We start from the raw sequence: 15056 nt of genomic DNA on the forward strand, positions 1-15056 counted from the left end.
GGTGTGGGGTGTGGGGAGAAAAAATAAAAATAATCTCCTGACTCCTATCTCCTGACTCCTGACGGCTAAATTAACCGACTTCGTCTCCCTCCCCGGTCAAGATTGAAAGCGATAAGCTAGAGTGTGAGAAGTGAAAACCTTTTAATCTCGTTTCGCCCCTAGAGGATAATAGCTCGATGTTGCGAATTATCACAGAGCCATGGTCGGCCAGAACGGAACTGAGACGAATTCGGGAACGATTCGACGATCCGGAAATTCGGGAAAAAGAATCGCTTGTCCGAGAGATTATCGATCAGGTGCGACTTACTGGCGATCGCTCGTTGGTGGATTACACGGAAAAATTCTACCAACAGTCCCTTAATCTACAACAACTTAAGGTGAGTGGCTCGGAACTCGATGCTGCTTATCAACAGGTGTCCCAGGATTTATTAAATGCGATCGCTATTGCCTGTGCAAAAATGGAGGCTTTTCACCGTCAGCGTCTTCCCAAAGCTTGGGTGCAGTTTCCTGAGGATGGTACGGTTCGAGGGAAACGTTATCAACCGATTAACAGTGTGGGAATTGTCGTTCCCGATGGTAAACGAGCCTATCTCAGTTTATTGCTCCAACAGGCGATTCCTGCCAAAATAGCGGGGGTTAAACGGATTGTCATGGTGTCCCCCGCCGATGAGGATTTACGCATCCACCCGGCGATTTTAGTGGCAGCCCAATCGGTGGGTATTAGTGAGATTTATCGGGTGGCTGGACCACAGGCGATCGCCGCTTTAGCCTACGGCACAAAAACGATCGCTCCTGTGGAGATGATTGCCGGAATAGGTGATTTTTACACTAATTTGGCTAAAAAACTGGTTTCTGACCATGTAAAAATCGATTATCTTTCTATTACTTCTGATTTAGTTATTATTGCTGATAATCAAGCTAATCCTAGACAGTTGGCCCTAGATCTATTAGCGCAAGCGGAACAGTATTCCCTAGCGGCAGCGATTTTATTGACGACGGATAAGGCTTTGGCTTTAATAGTACAGGAAGAAGTACAAAAACAGTTACAGGTACATCCCCAGAGATTGTTAACGGAAAAAGCGATCGCTCATTATGGCTTAATCGTGGTGGTGGAATCATTGGAGAAAGCGATCGAATTATCGAATCTTTTTGCTCCTACCCATTTATCCTTAATGATCGATGAACCCTGGGAAAAGCTATCTTCTGTGAGACAATCGGGAACTATTCTCCTTGGTTCTACTACTCCAAAAGCGGTGGCTGATTATTTAGGTTGTCCCGTGGGAGTGGAAACTTTTCTCGATTCCGCCACTTTGATCGAATATCCCGCCGATTCCTTCGCCTCCATAGCCCACAATCTACAAATATTAGCGCAAGCAGAGGGCTTTACGGCAACGGATGAGGGCATAGAGTACCGAGGACAGGACAAAACCTAGAAAAAGTATGGTCTTGTGACATATTTTTTGATTCCCATATCCTTAATTTTTTTACCTTGCTGTTCTTCGAGATTACCACTTCCTTTTTTATCTAATATCTCCCCATAGATTGGGATGACTCTCTTGTCATAAGTTAGACTCACCATTAAGATATTTATTGCTCCCCAACTCATCCAGTCTATGGCAATATCTACTTAGGTTCAAAAATTTGTCAAGTATCATAAGTAAAATACTCTGGTTTTTGGCTATTATATCAAATCCTAACTCGATTGTCTATCTTTTGATATTAACTTATTTGTGCCGTAAGTGTCTCCCTGTATGGATTTCAGCTACTTTTGGGCGTAGGTACTCTCATTGAATTTTATTTTAAGTTAATTATTTGCATAACAATTCCCGAAGAGCCTAGATAGTTTAGGTTTCGGTCCCCTTTTAGATGGTGAATTAGAGTCGGCTTCAACACTTTTTACTGATTCTACCATCTTTCTATAGGTTTGTTTATACACACCGAAACGGCGTTTGAATTGTTCATCTGATAAGTTTTGATAATCCATAATTTTGCTAATAAACATAGCAAAATTATAGATGATTTCCTGACCTAAGATCACATTTTATTCTTTTTTCCACTTCAATCTAAGAATTGAGAAAAAAGCAAAATCTTATATTATACCATAAAAAAATTATGCAAGAGGTCTAATGTAATCGGGATTGAAATTCTTAATGCTTCTCGAAAAATCGAGAATTTTTATCCGAATTTGCAGGTAGCTATTTCTTCTCGATAAAGGTGATCGCTGATCCGTAGGTTGGGTTGAGGTGACGAAACCCAACATTGCCTTTATTTCTTACCTTAATTTTTTGGGGTTTCACTTCTACATTTTATTCCATACCAATATCACTATCAAAGATCAGCTTTTTTGAAGCTCCCCACATCTGATCATAAATTCCTTCTTCAACCTAACGGTGAAAACTGGAATATTGCCAATCTTTCGGAGCGTTTACTAATCCATGATGCACGGTATTCGAGATGATTAACAAAATCTCGATCATCTCGAACTTGATGCTCCCAAAAGGGAAGTTGCGTTGCCAAATAGCCTTTTCTCCTTTATGTATGTTGTCGAGATGTTGAAATTTTACCCTGACATTGAAAATGACATTGACGGCTAAAATAACTTTTAATTAATCGCCAACCAGTTGAAAAATCCGCATCCGTTTCAGGCAATGTCCAAAGAGCATGAATGGGATCTGGTAAAATGACAATAGCATCAATCTTAAAATGATGTTGTCGCATAACATATTTAAAATCATTTCGTAGTCAATCCACATTTTCAGGTTCACACAAAATTCTGTGACGATTGTATGTCACAACTGTAAAAAAATAAGTGGCTCTAGGTGTTTTTGCTCTACGGTAGGCTCTCCCCGGTTTGGTGGGTAAAATGTATTCTAAGATACAGTCTTGCGGGCGAGGGAGTGGAATGAACCACTCCAGACACAGAGGACACAAAGATTGATCGCTAATGTATAAGTTAAACTTATCACACAAAGTCGAGAAGAGCCTACGGTATTGCATCAAGTTAGGATAACATTTATTGGATTGGTGTTTACACAACTGGCGTTGGGTTTCGTGCCTCAATCCAACCTACTAAACTACCGATAGGGAATATCTGGGAAAAAAGTCTTTCCCGAAACTAAGATCAATATTCTTTAACACTCGAAAGTCAGGAACTTGAACCCGTAGTAACCGCATTGTTAAAACTCCTGTAATCCTATCCTCTTGCTCATCTGCTTATTGTAGCCCACAGGCAAAGGTGAAACAATCTCTTATCCTACCAGCCAAATTCTGGCAGATTTTCTCAAAAAAACCCTTGACAAATCCCCGCACTTGACAGATACTTATGTATAGAATGAGAATCCGTGCCTTCCTACAGACCCTCTTTTTTCAGGTTAGATAAGCGTCAAGAAAATAAAAACCTGATACCTGACCAGAGCTAAAGAAGATAGGTTATGACAACTAAAGACTTATATGAACAGGACTATCCTGCTTGGTTAGAAGAAACGGCCAAACAACTGCGACAAAGACAGACAGATGTATTAGATTGGGAACATCTCGGAGAAGAAATCGAAGCATTGGGAAACGAACAGAGACATAAAGTAGATAGTTATCTCCTAAAATTACTCATTCATCTGCTCCTCTACCAATACTGGCCGGAGGAACGAGAAAGATGTGCGCGGGGATGGCAGGACGAAATCGGTAACTTTCGGGTGGAATTAGAACTTTTATTGGAATCGAAAACCCTCTATAACCATTTTTTAACCAGAATCGCGGTTATTTACCCCAAAGCAGTGAAGCGAGTCCGACAAAAAAGCCAATTACCGGCCGCTATCTTTGCCGAAAGCTGTCCCTATAGTCCCGAACAAATCCTCGATTCCGATTTTCTCCCCTGAAATTCTGGCAGATTTTTTCCTAAAAAACCCTTGACAAATCCCCGCCCTTGACAGATGCTTATATATAAAATGGGAATCCCTTCCTGACCTGCGAACCCTCTTTTTTTAGGTCAAATAATGCGATTAAATTTATTTCTGCTCCCTGGGGTTGAGTTCTAGCTTCAGCAGTTTTAGGAGATGGGAAATATGGCAGCTTGGATTATCACTATTGTGAGCATAAAATCTTCCTGTTTGTAGCCCACATTCCGCACCCTCAACTGTCGCATAAGCTGTCCCCCTCCAGAGACTTGAGTAAAAATAGTTAGCTGGTGAAGGTTTTCTCGGTGGCTGCTAGGGGGAGTATGGAGACCCCTAATTATGAAAAAATAGGAATTGTTGGAAAACTTAGGCGAGTGAACTGTTCGACCATGAATCAATCAACAGAAATTGAAGTCAAAAATCTAGACCATCTGGGATTAGTAGCCGGAATTATCGATGAAATAGGAATTGTGGAAGGAACCACAAAGGACACAAAGATTGATAGATCCTATGTAAGTTAAACTGATCACACAGAACCTAGAAGAGCCTGAAATTTTCGGCTTAGTTGGCGGCAAGCTGCCGCCAACTCACTCCTCTAGATAAGTATTTTGACTCACGCCCCTTCCTCTTTTAAGACGTTGTTACACTTAGGGTGCGGAATGTGGATTTATTTTTGCACAAATTCCCGAATGATTGATTGGAGACTTGGATATTAATTTAGCAAAACGACTTGACTCAGATTTATGTTTGCACAAATTCCCGAACGCTCGATGCACTATCTGCGATGGGTTGTGACCATCGCTTGGTTAATTGTGATATTTTCTCTGTTTTTTGACCCTATTTCAGCAAAATTAACCGATTATAATAATCTTTCTAGTCCCCTGAGAGTTGATCCCGATGTCTGCATTAAAGTCCAGGGAGTTTGCTTACCCCAATCCTCCTATCAGTTAGGTGCGCCGATTTTTTGGGGAATAGTGGTTCCTAGTGGTGTTTTTATCTTATTAGTATTTGGTCACGAACTCTGGCGGCGTATCTGTCCTTTATCCTTTCTTTCTCAAATACCGCGTGCTTTGGGTAAACAGCGTCAGAAAAAACAGACCGATAAATCGGGAAAAGTCCGCTCTGAAATCTATAAAGTGCCGAAAAACTCTTGGTTAGCTCGGAATTATCTCTATCTACAATTAAGTCTGTTATTTTTGGGTTTATGCGGACGGATTCTTTTTTATAATTCCGATCGCTTAGTCTTGGGTAGCTTTTTAATCTTTACTATTCTAGCGGCGATCTTTGTGGGTTACTGGTATGGGGGCAAATCTTGGTGTAACTATTTCTGTCCCATGAGTCCAGTTGAAAGGATTTATGGTGAACCGAGGGGGTTGCTGAATAGTACCGCTCACGAAGACAGTCGCAGTGGGATTACTCAATCTATGTGTCGTATTGTCCGGGAAGATGGTAGCGAACAAAGTGCCTGTGTTGCCTGTCAGAGTCCCTGTATCGATATCGATGCGGAAAGAGCCTATTGGGATGGGATTACTAAGAGCGATCGCCAATGGCTTTATTACGGTTATTTTGGTTTAGTTTTTAGCTATTTTAGCTATTATTACCTCTATGCTGGCAATTGGGACTATTATTTCTCCGGAGCTTGGGCGCACGACGAAAATCAACTAGAATCCCTCCTTAAACCGGGTTTTTATCTTGCCGGTCAGGTAATTGCGATTCCGAAGTTGGTAGCTGTTCCCTTAACTTTGGCAATCTGCACTTTTTTGGGTTATTTTCTCGGTAAAAAAGTTGAAAATGCCTATAAAGTCTATAGAATCCGCAAAAAGTCGCCCTTACCGACCGAAATTATCCGTCATCGAGTCTTTACTGTCGGAACTTTTCTGATTTTCAATTTCTTCTTTATTTTCGGTGGTCGTCCTTTTATTAATCTTTTGCCAAAATTTTGGCATTATTTCGCTAGTATTTTAGTGGCGGTTTTGAGTAGTTTATGGTTATATCGCACTTGGATAAGGGATCCGAGTCGTTACCAACGGGAAGGACTCGCAGGAAAATTGCGTAAACAGTTGCGTAAACTGAATCTCGATACGGCTAAATATCTCGATCGGCGATCGCTGGAAACTTTGGACGCAGATGAGGTGTATGTGTTGGCCAAGATACTGCCGGATTTCACGCACCAGAAGTGTTTAAAAGCCTATAAAGCCGTGTTAAAAGAGGCTTTGGAGGAGGGATATAGTGACTTCGTCCACAGCCTCGAAATCCTGCAACAAATGCGCTTAGAGTTGACGATTACTGAGGCAGAACATCAGGCGATTTTAACAGAGTTGGGTGTGGAATCGGCCGAACTTCTCGATCCGGAAAAGCAGTATAGTCGCGAGGATTGGTTGCGTTTGCAGAGTTATCGCGATGCTTTGTTGGAAAGTCTGTTGGTGACTTGGAAAAAAGACCCTGATCACAAGGTGGGATCGGAATTGCTGGAAGTGTTAACCGGTAAGAGTTCTAGGGAAGCGATCAAGCATTTATTGACGGAATTGCCGGCTGCGGGAACGGAAACTGTCGAGTCTTTGCGTCGTCAGTACAGAATTACTGGTCAGGAGGAGGAAGCCATTCTCCATCGTCCTCCGGCCGATCAATTATGGCAAAATATCGCCCGCGCTTTTCAGGTCTTCGATCGTCTATCTTTTAGTAGTCAGAGCGATCGTGAGCAACAGGAGAGGATTTTATTGGAAAGATTCCGTCTATTCGATAGTGATGGTTCGGGACAAATTAGTCTTGAGGGGTTAAAAGCTTGTCTTCAGGCGATCGAACCGGGGGTGACAGACAAGAAAATCGAAGCTATGTTACAACGGGCCGATACTGGTGGCGATAATCAGATTAGTTTTCAGGAATTTCGCGATCTACTGCACCAATTCCACAAATAAACTGTCTGCAACTATTGCGTCGGTCATGAATTCCAAGACATTAGCGCAAGTCCCTAACATCTCGAACAGCAATTCTCATTTTGAAAGGATTTTGCGTTGTTTCAGCGATCTAGAGATTCGTTAAGAATTATTAACCCCTCTAGGTGCAAGGGTTTTAATGTCATGAAACCTTAAAACCCACATTCCGCACCCTAGTCGTTGAAATCAAAAGTTGCTCTAGCCCTTGTATAGTAAGACTTTTAGCGATTACTAAGAATTATGAAGTGTCACACTCTAGTCAGCGATCGCCAGCTTAATGAGAGTTTATCTCAATAATTTGGTATCAGAGCTATCAGATTTTTAGGGCTAATTGTGCATCTGCTAGACAAACAAATTAGCCTGTAATTCAGAGCCAGCAATCGTTTTGACGATTTGGATAAAATTTTCAATGTGACACTTTAGGGTGCGGAATGTGGGTTAAAATGAGAATTGCTGATAATATGCCATCTGGCTGGTCTGATTCTTCTACAGAGCGATTTTCTGGCTGGGATATTATTCCCACGCAAGTCCCTTATTGGTTGGCCAAGATCTGGTCATCGATCGCCAAGTCTATTTCTTGCCGATCGCGGCCGGAAGCGAGATAATCATTCTGGAAGGAGTCTGTTAAACCACTGACGAGATCATATTCAGGCTGCCAGTTTAACTCCCGGGTGGCCTTATTAATATCAGCGTAGAAATGTTGAACCCGCAGGGGGAAAGGTTTCTTTTTGCCGAAGTCAAATTTTTTGGGGTTATAGTTAACAATCTCGATTTCCTCGGCATTTTTCCCCATGGCTGCTGCGCAAGCTTTTGCTAAACCGTTAAAAGTTACATAGCGATCGCCTGAAATATTATACACTTGACCGATAGCCTGAGAATTACCCAATACTGCGGCCATGGCCTTAGCTAGATCGGCAACGTGACCAAATTGGGTAAAATGTTCCCCATGACCGGGTATAGGAATAGGACGATTACGAACCAAACGGTCAAAAAACCAAGCTTCTAGGTCATTATAGTTGCGCGGTCCGTAGATATAGACTGGACGGATGGAAGTCCAGGGTAAACCCATCTCGCTTAAATAGTTTTCTGTCTCGTGTTTTCCCTTGTGGCGACTTTTGGGATCTAGTTTATCCCCTTCTTTATGGGGCATTTGGTCGGATTTTAGATAAACCCCCGCCGAGCTAACATAGACAAAATGCCGGATTCTGTCTCTAAAAATCTCGACGAGGGGCTGAGTATCACTTAATTCTCTGCCATTATTGTCGAAAATTGCCTCAAAACTCTCATTTTTAAGCTTTTCTTGCAGTTGCGCTGGGTCGGTGCGATCGCCGTGAATCTGTCGTACTCCGGCAACCGGAGCGGGTTTATTGCCACGATTGAATAATACTACCTCATGACCCTGTTCTACTAACACTTTAGTCAGGGAAACGCCGATAAATCGGGTTCCACCCATAATTAAAATTTTCATCGGTCGCCATTGTCAATATCAAGGTTATATTATCCCTCGATCGGTGCAGTTTGTGGCTTGTTAGTTTTGGGTTTTGGGGGCATCCCATCAATCCGTTGAGTAACGCACAGAAAACGGGTTTCTCGGAGAAACCCGTTTTCTACTTAGGGACAATAGTTAATCAGTCTTTAATAACCGGATTTAGTCTGAATTGGCCAAGTTTCGCTAAAATGAAGGCAATTAGTCAACAGAGGAGGTCAAAATTATGACTTTAGCCAAGGTAAAAAATCTTTATGATCAAGATTTTGCTTTGTGGATAGAGAAGACGGTTAAGCAATTAAAATCTGGGGATTTATCTCAGGTTGATTTGGAGAATTTGATCGAGGAGGTGGAATCTTTGGGAAGACGAGAAAAAAGAGAACTTAAAAACCGTTTAATTACATTATTTGAACACGGTTTAAAACGGCGTTATCTTCCTTTGTCCGACTGTTATCGAGGTTGGGAAGTAACAATTAAACGCTGTCAATCGAAGTTAAAAGATATCCTTAAAGATTCCCCTAGTTTATACAGTTTTTTAACCGATATTTGTGATGATTGTTATCAGGAAGCGGTGGAGAATATGCGAATTAAATATAATGCTATTTTTCCCGATATTTGTCCTTTTTCTAAGGATATTGATAGTTTATTAAACCATAGGTTTTGGGAAAGTTAAACTCTGATGCTAAATCCGTTAAGCGGAATAAATAATCAGTCTTTAATAACCAGATTTAGTGTGATTTTCAAGAAATGAATTTAAGTTTAACAGGGGAAAAATTATGACTTTAGCCAAGGTAAAAAATCTGTATGATCAAGATTTTGCTTTGTGGATAGAGAAGACGGTTAAGCAATTAAAATCTGGGGATTTATCTCAGGTTGATTTAGGGAATTTGATTGAGGAGGTGGAATCTTTGGGGAAAAGTCAACGCAAAGCGGTCGATAATTTTTTAACTCGTTTATTAGAACATTTATTAAAACGTTGTTATGTGGTTCTTCCCGATTGTTATCGAGGGTGGGAAATTGAAATTAGAAATTTTCGCAAGGAGTTGAAGAAGGAATTTAAGTATTCTCCTAGTTTGAAAAGGTTTATGATAGAGATTTTAGAAGAATGTTATCGAGAAGCTTTAGAAGCGGTGAAAGAGGATTATCCAGACTCTAATTTTCCCGATGTTTGTCCCTTTGCTGAGGATATTGATGGCTTATTAAATAATAAGTTTTGGCAGGATGAAAAATATGCTAACTCCTAATCTTTCGGAGGAATTGCCATCACTTGATTATTATTAACCACAACCAATTTACCGCCCAATTTTTCGATATTTTCCTTAGCTAACCTGCGGGTTTCTTCGTCTTGGCTATTTATCCAGACTAACATCCAAGCACCGACTCTAGGGGCGCGACTATCGGGATTAGTTTCTAAAAATTTTACTGTTCCCCTAGCGGATTTTTCGATAAATTCATTACCAGCAATTTTCGCCCAATCGGCGGCCATTTGATTAGATTTTTTTGCCGCAGGAATATCACCTAAAAATAATAGTTCATCCACTCCTTTATATAACCAAACAAAATAGGCATCATTAATATCAGGACTGAGTTTTGCTAAACCTTTATTCATAATCTCGATGGTTCTTTCGGGTTTGCCAGCATTGACAGAAGAAGCGACAGACATCATCAAATAGGCGCGGACAAATTTTGGGTCATTTTTGGTGACAATCTCCATAAAATCGGGACTTAAACCGTAACCAGTTTCCCTACGAGCATCCCCATCGCCATAGTATTGTATAAACTGCAACATTGCCCAATTGGCTAACATATTATCAAAGCCAAAGGAAGGTATATTTTTTAATAACTCAACCTGAGCATTTTTTAGGAGAGATTCTTGACTATAATTTCTTTCTAATAATTTTTCTTTGGTCAAGGTTTTCACCTTTTCCTGTTGCATTTCCACCATAGCCACCATTAGTCCACCGATGACGGCGACTAAACCAAGAGTTTTAAGTAAGGATAGATTGAGAGATGTTTTTGCGCCTAGCATAAGTAGCTGGTTATAATTAAATTAAAAATGGATTTTAGGTTCGATCCCCCCTTAATCCCCCCTTGATAAGGGGGGTGCGGATCCCCCTTAATACCCCCTTGATAAGGGGGGCATCTGATAATTTTTAACGCCTACCTACTTAGCTTGAAATAAAAGTCAATAATCAGGGTATCCCGTACTTTCGATGATAAGCAAATTTTATCTATCGGAGGGCGCAGGTTCCTTGCGTCCCTACAGTAACGGGTTTTTTCACAATGTAGGTGCAAACTGGGTTCGTCCAAAGGTGACAGAAACATTTTTCACCCAATGTCCAGAAGACCCAAAAATCCTCTCCCCAAAATAATCAAAAGCAGAAGGTTTCAAGAGAACATTTCCCCGCCACCTTGCGCTAAGTATCAAATTTTGGTTATTATGCCAGACAGCTTTTAGGCAATCTGGAAAAAATATCTATAGTCCGATTTGTCGGCTGTTGGGCCCACAAGTGTTGGTATCAACAGGGGCTGTAGCTGTATCAGTGGGGGTATTCATTTCACAAATGATTGCGGCTCTTCGGTTTGTGTTATGCAATGAACGGGGGTTATAAGGGATGGAACCCCTATATAGAAAGGCATTTAGCGATTTTTGTCAATTATTTTCGATCTAGAGCGAACTAATCAATTAAATCCTTTGCCAGATAAGGATTTAGTCGATTTATGCCCCCCTATCGAACCATACCAAGTAACGAAGAGCCATGATTGCACTGAACGCACCAGAGGTAGTTTGAGCTACCGCAGAAGAGTAGTCGCGAATATCGTTGGTATAGTTACTTCCGGCAGCAACAGTGTGAGCGGCGAATGTAGCAGTGGGAGTACCATTAAGTGCAACGGCACCATAGTAAGTAGTACTGGTGGTGACAGGCAGGTCAGCCATAGCAGTGGCAAAGGTGAGGTTTTCCAGGCGGAAGACTTGTTGAGCGCGGTTAACGACACCGAGATTGGTGCGAGCTTCAGCTTGTCTGCCTCTGCCTACCTGACCGAGGAGGTTGGGGAGAGAGATGGCGGCGAGTACACCGATGATGATGACAACAACTAGGAGTTCGATGAGGGTGAAACCTTTATTAGCGTTCTTTTTGTTGAGAGTTTGGATGAGTTTGAATTTAAAGGTAGAGTTCATGGCTATCTCCTCGAGTGGGTGTTTTTTGTTCTCTATAAACAACTTACCCACTTGTTTGAGAAAACCTATCACTGTCGGAAAAAATTTTTTTGGGAATTTGGGGAAGTGGGTTGCTGTCGTTTCTGGGAGCCAGTTCTAGGGATTGGGGAAAAAACCAAATGGCTAAAAAAAACTGATTACTGAAAAACCCTCTCCCCAAAATAATCAAAAGCGCAAGGTTTCAAGAGAAGATTTCCCCGCCACCTTGCGCTAAGTATCAAATTTTGGTTATTATGCCAGACAGCTTTTAGGCAATCTGGAAAAAATATCTATTGTCCGACTTGTCGGCTGCCGCTTGGACAAGAAGCGGTTGAAGTCAGGGCTGTAGCTGTATCAGTGGGGGTATTCATTTCACAAATGATTGCACTGAACGCACCAGAGGTAGTTTGAGCTACCGCAGAAGAGTAGTCGCGAATATCGTTGGTATAGTTACTTCCGGCAGCAACAGTGTGAGCGGCGAATGTAGCAGTGGGAGTACCATTAAGTGCAACGGCACCATAGTAAGTAGTACTGGTGGTGACAGGCAGGTCAGCCATAGCAGTGGCAAAGGTGAGGTTTTCCAGGCGGAAGACTTGTTGAGCGCGGTTAACGACACCGAGATTGGTGCGAGCTTCAGCTTGTCTGCCTCTGCCTACCTGACCGAGGAGGTTGGGGAGAGAGATGGCGGCGAGTACACCGATGATGATGACAACAACTAGGAGTTCGATGAGGGTGAAACCTTTATTAGCGTTCTTTTTGTTGAGAGTTTGGATGAGTTTGAATTTAAAGGTAGAGTTCATGGCTATCTCCTCGAGTGGGTGTTTTTTGTTCTCTATAAACAACTTACCCACTTGTTTGAGAAAACCTATCACTGTCGGAAAAAATTTTTTTGGGAATTTGGGGAAGTGGGTTGCTGTCGTTTCTGGGAGCCAGTTCTAGGGATTGGGGAAAAAACCAAAAAGTTTAGCGGCACCTCCCAGGACAGCCACCACCAAAGCTATCAGAATCCCCCGGTTGGTAAATTCCTGATAACCAACCCGTGCCGTTAATCCCTCGATTTTCTCGTCTAATACTTTAATATCTCCTTTTAACTCTCCCTTTAACCCCTCGATTTTCTCGTCTAATACCTTAATATCGCCTTTTAACTCTCCCTTTAACCCCTCGATTTTCTCGTCTAATACCTTAATATCGCCTTTTAACTCTGCTTTGAGTTCGGCCTGTCCGATTTCTACTTTGGTTAGCCGGTCCTCTACTTTGTCAAATCTCTCATCTACTTTGTCAAATCTCTCATCCATCCGTTTTTCTAGGGAGTCGATTTTACTCTCAATCCTAGTTAGGACAGCTTCTAGGGAATAAGTTACAGTTTCGTTAGACATTTGCTATACTCCTATGGCGTTTTCGGGTTTTTGAGCGGCCATTTATTATGATCATAAGGCCTCTAGCCTTGCCTAGGAGCCAGTTCTAGGGATTGGGGAAAAAACCAAAAAGTTTAGCGGCACCTCCCAGGACGGCCACCACCAAAGCGATGAGAATCCCCCGGTTGGTAAATTCCTGATAACCAACCCGTGTAGTTAACCCCTCGATTTTCTCGTCTAATACTTTAATGTCGCCTTTTAACTCTGCTTTGAGTTCGGCCTGTCCGATTTCTAATTTTGTGAGACGTTCATCGATTTTATCGATTTTACTCTCAATCCTTATCAGGATAGCTTCTAGGGAATAAGTTACAGTTTCGTTGGACATTTGCTAAACTCCTATGGGGTTTTCGGGTTTTTTGAGCAGCTATTTATTATGATCATAAAGCTCGTAGCCTTGCCTAGTAGCCACTTCTAGTTACTTCATTGTCATAAATAAGGGACTTGCGCTTTGATAATGTACCTTTTGGGCGAACGCAGTTCGCCCCTACATTGTGGACAAAATCGGTCTTTGGCTATAAAGATAAAAGCGGTCGCCCCAAAATTGGCAATAATGTCAGGATTACCGCCGGCGCTAAAGTCTTGGGAAATATTACCATCGGCGATAATGTCACCGTGGGCGCAAATTCAGTGCTAGTCAAGGATGTTCCACCTAATTGCGTGGTGGTGGGTATTCCCGCTCGTATTGTTAAACCGGACGGCGTTAAAGTAGATGAAAAATTATAAACGTTGACTTAAAATATATTCGGCAATTGCCAGATCTCCGGGGGTAGTAATTTTTAAGTTAGTTTCTTCACCGACGACAATTTTGACGGGAAAACCACATTTTTCTAATAAGGCGGCATCGTCGGTGACTTCCCAAGCTAATTTTCGGCCCTGTTCATGACATTCTTTTAATAATTTTACCTGAAAACCTTGCGGCGTTTGGGCCGCCCACAACCGCGAGCGATCGGGTGTATCCTTAATCCAACCCTTGCTATCGACAATTTTAATCGTATCTTTCACCGGAACCGCCGCTATGAAACCCTGACAAGTGGCTAAAGCGACAGCACAGCGATCAAATAATTCGGGGGTGGCTAAACATCGCGCCCCATCGTGAATTAAAACCGTCTCAGCCCCCTCTGGAAGGGCTTGTAAGCCATTGTAAACCGATTTTTGTCTGGTTTCGCCTCCTTGGATGATTTTCACGGGTTTAAGGGCATTTATGGCGGTTATAATTTCTCGGATCTCCTCAAAGTCTTCCGGTTGTGCCATGATGCCAATCCAGATAATTGCCCTGGATTGCATGGCAGCCAGCAAAGTCCAAGCGAGGAGAGGTTTTCCGTGCAGGGTGAGCAGTAACTTGTTGCGATCGCTGCCCATCCGTTTACCCATTCCCGCTGCTGGAATTAACAAATACATATTTTTTTCAGGTAAAAAGTTAAGAATTCAATAGATTTGGTCTTTGATCCCCCCTTAATCCCCCCTTGATTAGGGGGGCGCCGATGATTGTTAATAGCTTAAATAAGCCCAAAACTATCCCTCTTAAGAGAATAAATCGAGGGGAAAGTGACCATAAGTACCGACTAATTGATCGTTTTCTGATTGACAAGAAACCAGGACACCGCGATAGGTTCCCGTATAAGAATCGAGATAGGAAGCTTGTCTTTGGGTATTATATTTAATATACACCGCTCCCTGTTCTGGCTGGTCTTCTGGGAGACTATTAGGCAGGGGGTATCCTAGGGCTTGTAGATAACCTTTCAGAGCTTTAAATCCCTCTTCATTGTTATCGGCACAGATACCTAAATTAATTGATTCCGAACCTTGGTTAACCAATAAAATTGCCTGTCTTAGAGCTTCTTCTTCTTCAGGAGATTGGGCAATTTTTAGTTTAATACATCCATATTCTTTTAGGAGTTTCAAAGCTTCTTCAATAGACATGAGCGGTTAGATAGGCGGGGCTAAAGATAAAAAATAAGCTGATGCTGCTGTCCTTAACGACAAATTCCCAAGTAAAAAAGCCCTAAATCATTGGGGTTTAGAGATAGGAAAATTTTGCATTGGTCTTAATCGTAAGATCGCCAATTTCGATCATATCAGGTTGGGGACAGGAAAATTTATCGGGGTTGTTTGATCGCTCCATTTTGTGCGGGC

14 protein-coding genes and 3 pseudogenes are annotated in these 15056 nt (G+C 42.0%); 7 read left to right on the forward strand and 10 right to left on the reverse strand.

Annotated elements, in window-relative coordinates; translation table 11 throughout:
• Window positions 1-176 precede the first annotated feature (176 nt).
• Window positions 177-1433 (forward strand): histidinol dehydrogenase, encoded by a 1257-nt coding sequence (gene hisD / locus IQ224_RS02290; protein ID WP_002734219.1) that lies wholly within the window; start codon window positions 177-179, stop codon window positions 1431-1433.
• Window positions 1434-1837: 404 nt separating this feature from the next.
• On the opposite strand, the pseudogene IQ224_RS02295 reads toward hisD, so the two are convergent.
• Together IQ224_RS02295 and IQ224_RS02300 are read right to left on the reverse strand one after the other, a co-directional pair.
• A pseudogene (locus tag IQ224_RS02295) lies at window positions 1838-2002 on the reverse strand (IS5/IS1182 family transposase); the annotation flags it as partial.
• A gap of 530 nt (window positions 2003-2532) precedes the next feature.
• On the reverse strand, window positions 2533-2718 hold the full coding sequence (locus tag IQ224_RS02300; protein ID WP_084989917.1) for a transposase: 186 nt from the start codon (window positions 2716-2718) through the stop codon (window positions 2533-2535).
• Window positions 2719-3431: 713 nt separating this feature from the next.
• Here IQ224_RS02300 and IQ224_RS02305 point away from each other — a divergent pair.
• From IQ224_RS02305 to IQ224_RS02315, 3 genes and pseudogenes are all read left to right on the forward strand, one after another.
• A complete protein-coding gene (locus IQ224_RS02305; protein ID WP_002744733.1) occupies window positions 3432-3872 on the forward strand; it encodes a DUF29 domain-containing protein in 441 nt (146 codons plus the stop codon).
• A 407-nt stretch (window positions 3873-4279) separates the two neighbouring features.
• A pseudogene (locus IQ224_RS02310) lies at window positions 4280-4393 on the forward strand (DUF4277 domain-containing protein); the annotation flags it as partial.
• 240 nt (window positions 4394-4633) lie between these two features.
• Entirely contained in the window at window positions 4634-6805 is a 2172-nt protein-coding gene (locus tag IQ224_RS02315; protein ID WP_194032471.1) for an EF-hand domain-containing protein, read from the forward strand.
• Window positions 6806-7355: 550 nt separating this feature from the next.
• On the opposite strand, the gene IQ224_RS02320 is transcribed toward IQ224_RS02315, so the two are convergent.
• Window positions 7356-8291, reverse strand: coding sequence for an NAD-dependent epimerase/dehydratase family protein (locus IQ224_RS02320; RefSeq protein WP_002744731.1), 936 nt, complete (start codon window positions 8289-8291; stop codon window positions 7356-7358).
• Window positions 8292-8535: 244 nt separating this feature from the next.
• On the opposite strand from IQ224_RS02320, the gene IQ224_RS02325 reads away from it, so the two are divergent.
• Window positions 8536-8982 carry a DUF29 domain-containing protein gene (locus IQ224_RS02325; RefSeq protein WP_002744730.1) on the forward strand — a complete coding sequence of 149 codons (447 nt, stop codon included), beginning with the start codon at window positions 8536-8538 and terminating at the stop codon, window positions 8980-8982.
• A 103-nt stretch (window positions 8983-9085) separates the two neighbouring features.
• Window positions 9086-9553, forward strand: coding sequence for a DUF29 domain-containing protein (locus IQ224_RS02330; protein ID WP_002744729.1), 468 nt, complete (start codon window positions 9086-9088; stop codon window positions 9551-9553).
• Here the strand turns inward: IQ224_RS02330 and IQ224_RS02335 are convergent.
• The 5 genes from IQ224_RS02335 to IQ224_RS02355 form a co-directional block, all read right to left on the reverse strand.
• On the reverse strand, window positions 9550-10338 hold the full coding sequence (locus IQ224_RS02335; RefSeq protein ID WP_002744728.1) for a hypothetical protein: 789 nt from the start codon (window positions 10336-10338) through the stop codon (window positions 9550-9552). The genes IQ224_RS02330 and IQ224_RS02335 overlap by 4 nt on opposite strands.
• Before the next feature lie 690 nt (window positions 10339-11028).
• On the reverse strand, window positions 11029-11490 hold the full coding sequence (locus IQ224_RS02340; RefSeq protein ID WP_194032472.1) for a type IV pilin protein: 462 nt from the start codon (window positions 11488-11490) through the stop codon (window positions 11029-11031).
• A gap of 308 nt (window positions 11491-11798) precedes the next feature.
• Window positions 11799-12308 carry a type IV pilin-like G/H family protein gene (locus IQ224_RS02345; RefSeq protein WP_194032473.1) on the reverse strand — a complete coding sequence of 170 codons (510 nt, stop codon included), beginning with the start codon at window positions 12306-12308 and terminating at the stop codon, window positions 11799-11801.
• A gap of 135 nt (window positions 12309-12443) precedes the next feature.
• The gene (locus IQ224_RS02350) at window positions 12444-12884 is read right to left on the reverse strand and encodes a DUF4164 family protein (protein WP_194032474.1); all 441 of its coding nucleotides are present in this window, start codon (window positions 12882-12884) and stop codon (window positions 12444-12446) included.
• A gap of 85 nt (window positions 12885-12969) precedes the next feature.
• Window positions 12970-13248 carry a hypothetical protein gene (locus IQ224_RS02355; protein WP_002744722.1) on the reverse strand — a complete coding sequence of 93 codons (279 nt, stop codon included), beginning with the start codon at window positions 13246-13248 and terminating at the stop codon, window positions 12970-12972.
• A 185-nt stretch (window positions 13249-13433) separates the two neighbouring features.
• Between IQ224_RS02355 and IQ224_RS02360 the strand changes: the two are divergent.
• Window positions 13434-13646 (forward strand): annotated as a pseudogene (locus IQ224_RS02360) (serine O-acetyltransferase); the annotation flags it as partial.
• Here IQ224_RS02360 and ispD read toward each other — a convergent pair.
• Both ispD and IQ224_RS02370 read right to left on the reverse strand, forming a co-directional pair.
• Window positions 13641-14321, reverse strand: coding sequence for a 2-C-methyl-D-erythritol 4-phosphate cytidylyltransferase (gene ispD, locus IQ224_RS02365; RefSeq protein ID WP_002736698.1), 681 nt, complete (start codon window positions 14319-14321; stop codon window positions 13641-13643). The pseudogene IQ224_RS02360 and the gene ispD overlap by 6 nt on opposite strands.
• Window positions 14322-14444: 123 nt before the next feature.
• Window positions 14445-14843, reverse strand: coding sequence for a DUF1824 family protein (locus IQ224_RS02370; protein WP_002737278.1), 399 nt, complete (start codon window positions 14841-14843; stop codon window positions 14445-14447).
• Window positions 14844-15056 lie beyond the last annotated feature (213 nt).

Origin of the sequence: Microcystis sp. LEGE 00066 (assembly GCF_015207925.1) — a bacterium.
Classification (GTDB): domain Bacteria; phylum Cyanobacteriota; class Cyanobacteriia; order Cyanobacteriales; family Microcystaceae; genus Microcystis; species Microcystis ichthyoblabe_A.

Coding starts and splice junctions, on each gene's coding strand:
- IQ224_RS02305 (WP_002744733.1), top strand. CDS start 3,432: ATGACAACTAAAGACTTATATGAACAGGACTATCCTGCTTGGTTAGAA.
- hisD (WP_002734219.1), top strand. CDS start 177: ATGTTGCGAATTATCACAGAGCCATGGTCGGCCAGAACGGAACTGAGA.
- IQ224_RS02300 (WP_084989917.1), bottom strand. CDS start 2,718: ATGCGACAACATCATTTTAAGATTGATGCTATTGTCATTTTACCAGAT.
- IQ224_RS02335 (WP_002744728.1), bottom strand. CDS start 10,338: ATGCTAGGCGCAAAAACATCTCTCAATCTATCCTTACTTAAAACTCTT.
- IQ224_RS02355 (WP_002744722.1), bottom strand. CDS start 13,248: ATGTCCAACGAAACTGTAACTTATTCCCTAGAAGCTATCCTGATAAGG.
- IQ224_RS02340 (WP_194032472.1), bottom strand. CDS start 11,490: ATGAACTCTACCTTTAAATTCAAACTCATCCAAACTCTCAACAAAAAG.
- IQ224_RS02330 (WP_002744729.1), top strand. CDS start 9,086: ATGACTTTAGCCAAGGTAAAAAATCTGTATGATCAAGATTTTGCTTTG.
- IQ224_RS02325 (WP_002744730.1), top strand. CDS start 8,536: ATGACTTTAGCCAAGGTAAAAAATCTTTATGATCAAGATTTTGCTTTG.
- IQ224_RS02370 (WP_002737278.1), bottom strand. CDS start 14,843: ATGTCTATTGAAGAAGCTTTGAAACTCCTAAAAGAATATGGATGTATT.
- IQ224_RS02320 (WP_002744731.1), bottom strand. CDS start 8,291: ATGAAAATTTTAATTATGGGTGGAACCCGATTTATCGGCGTTTCCCTG.
- IQ224_RS02315 (WP_194032471.1), top strand. CDS start 4,634: ATGTTTGCACAAATTCCCGAACGCTCGATGCACTATCTGCGATGGGTT.
- IQ224_RS02350 (WP_194032474.1), bottom strand. CDS start 12,884: ATGTCTAACGAAACTGTAACTTATTCCCTAGAAGCTGTCCTAACTAGG.
- IQ224_RS02345 (WP_194032473.1), bottom strand. CDS start 12,308: ATGAACTCTACCTTTAAATTCAAACTCATCCAAACTCTCAACAAAAAG.
- ispD (WP_002736698.1), bottom strand. CDS start 14,321: ATGTATTTGTTAATTCCAGCAGCGGGAATGGGTAAACGGATGGGCAGC.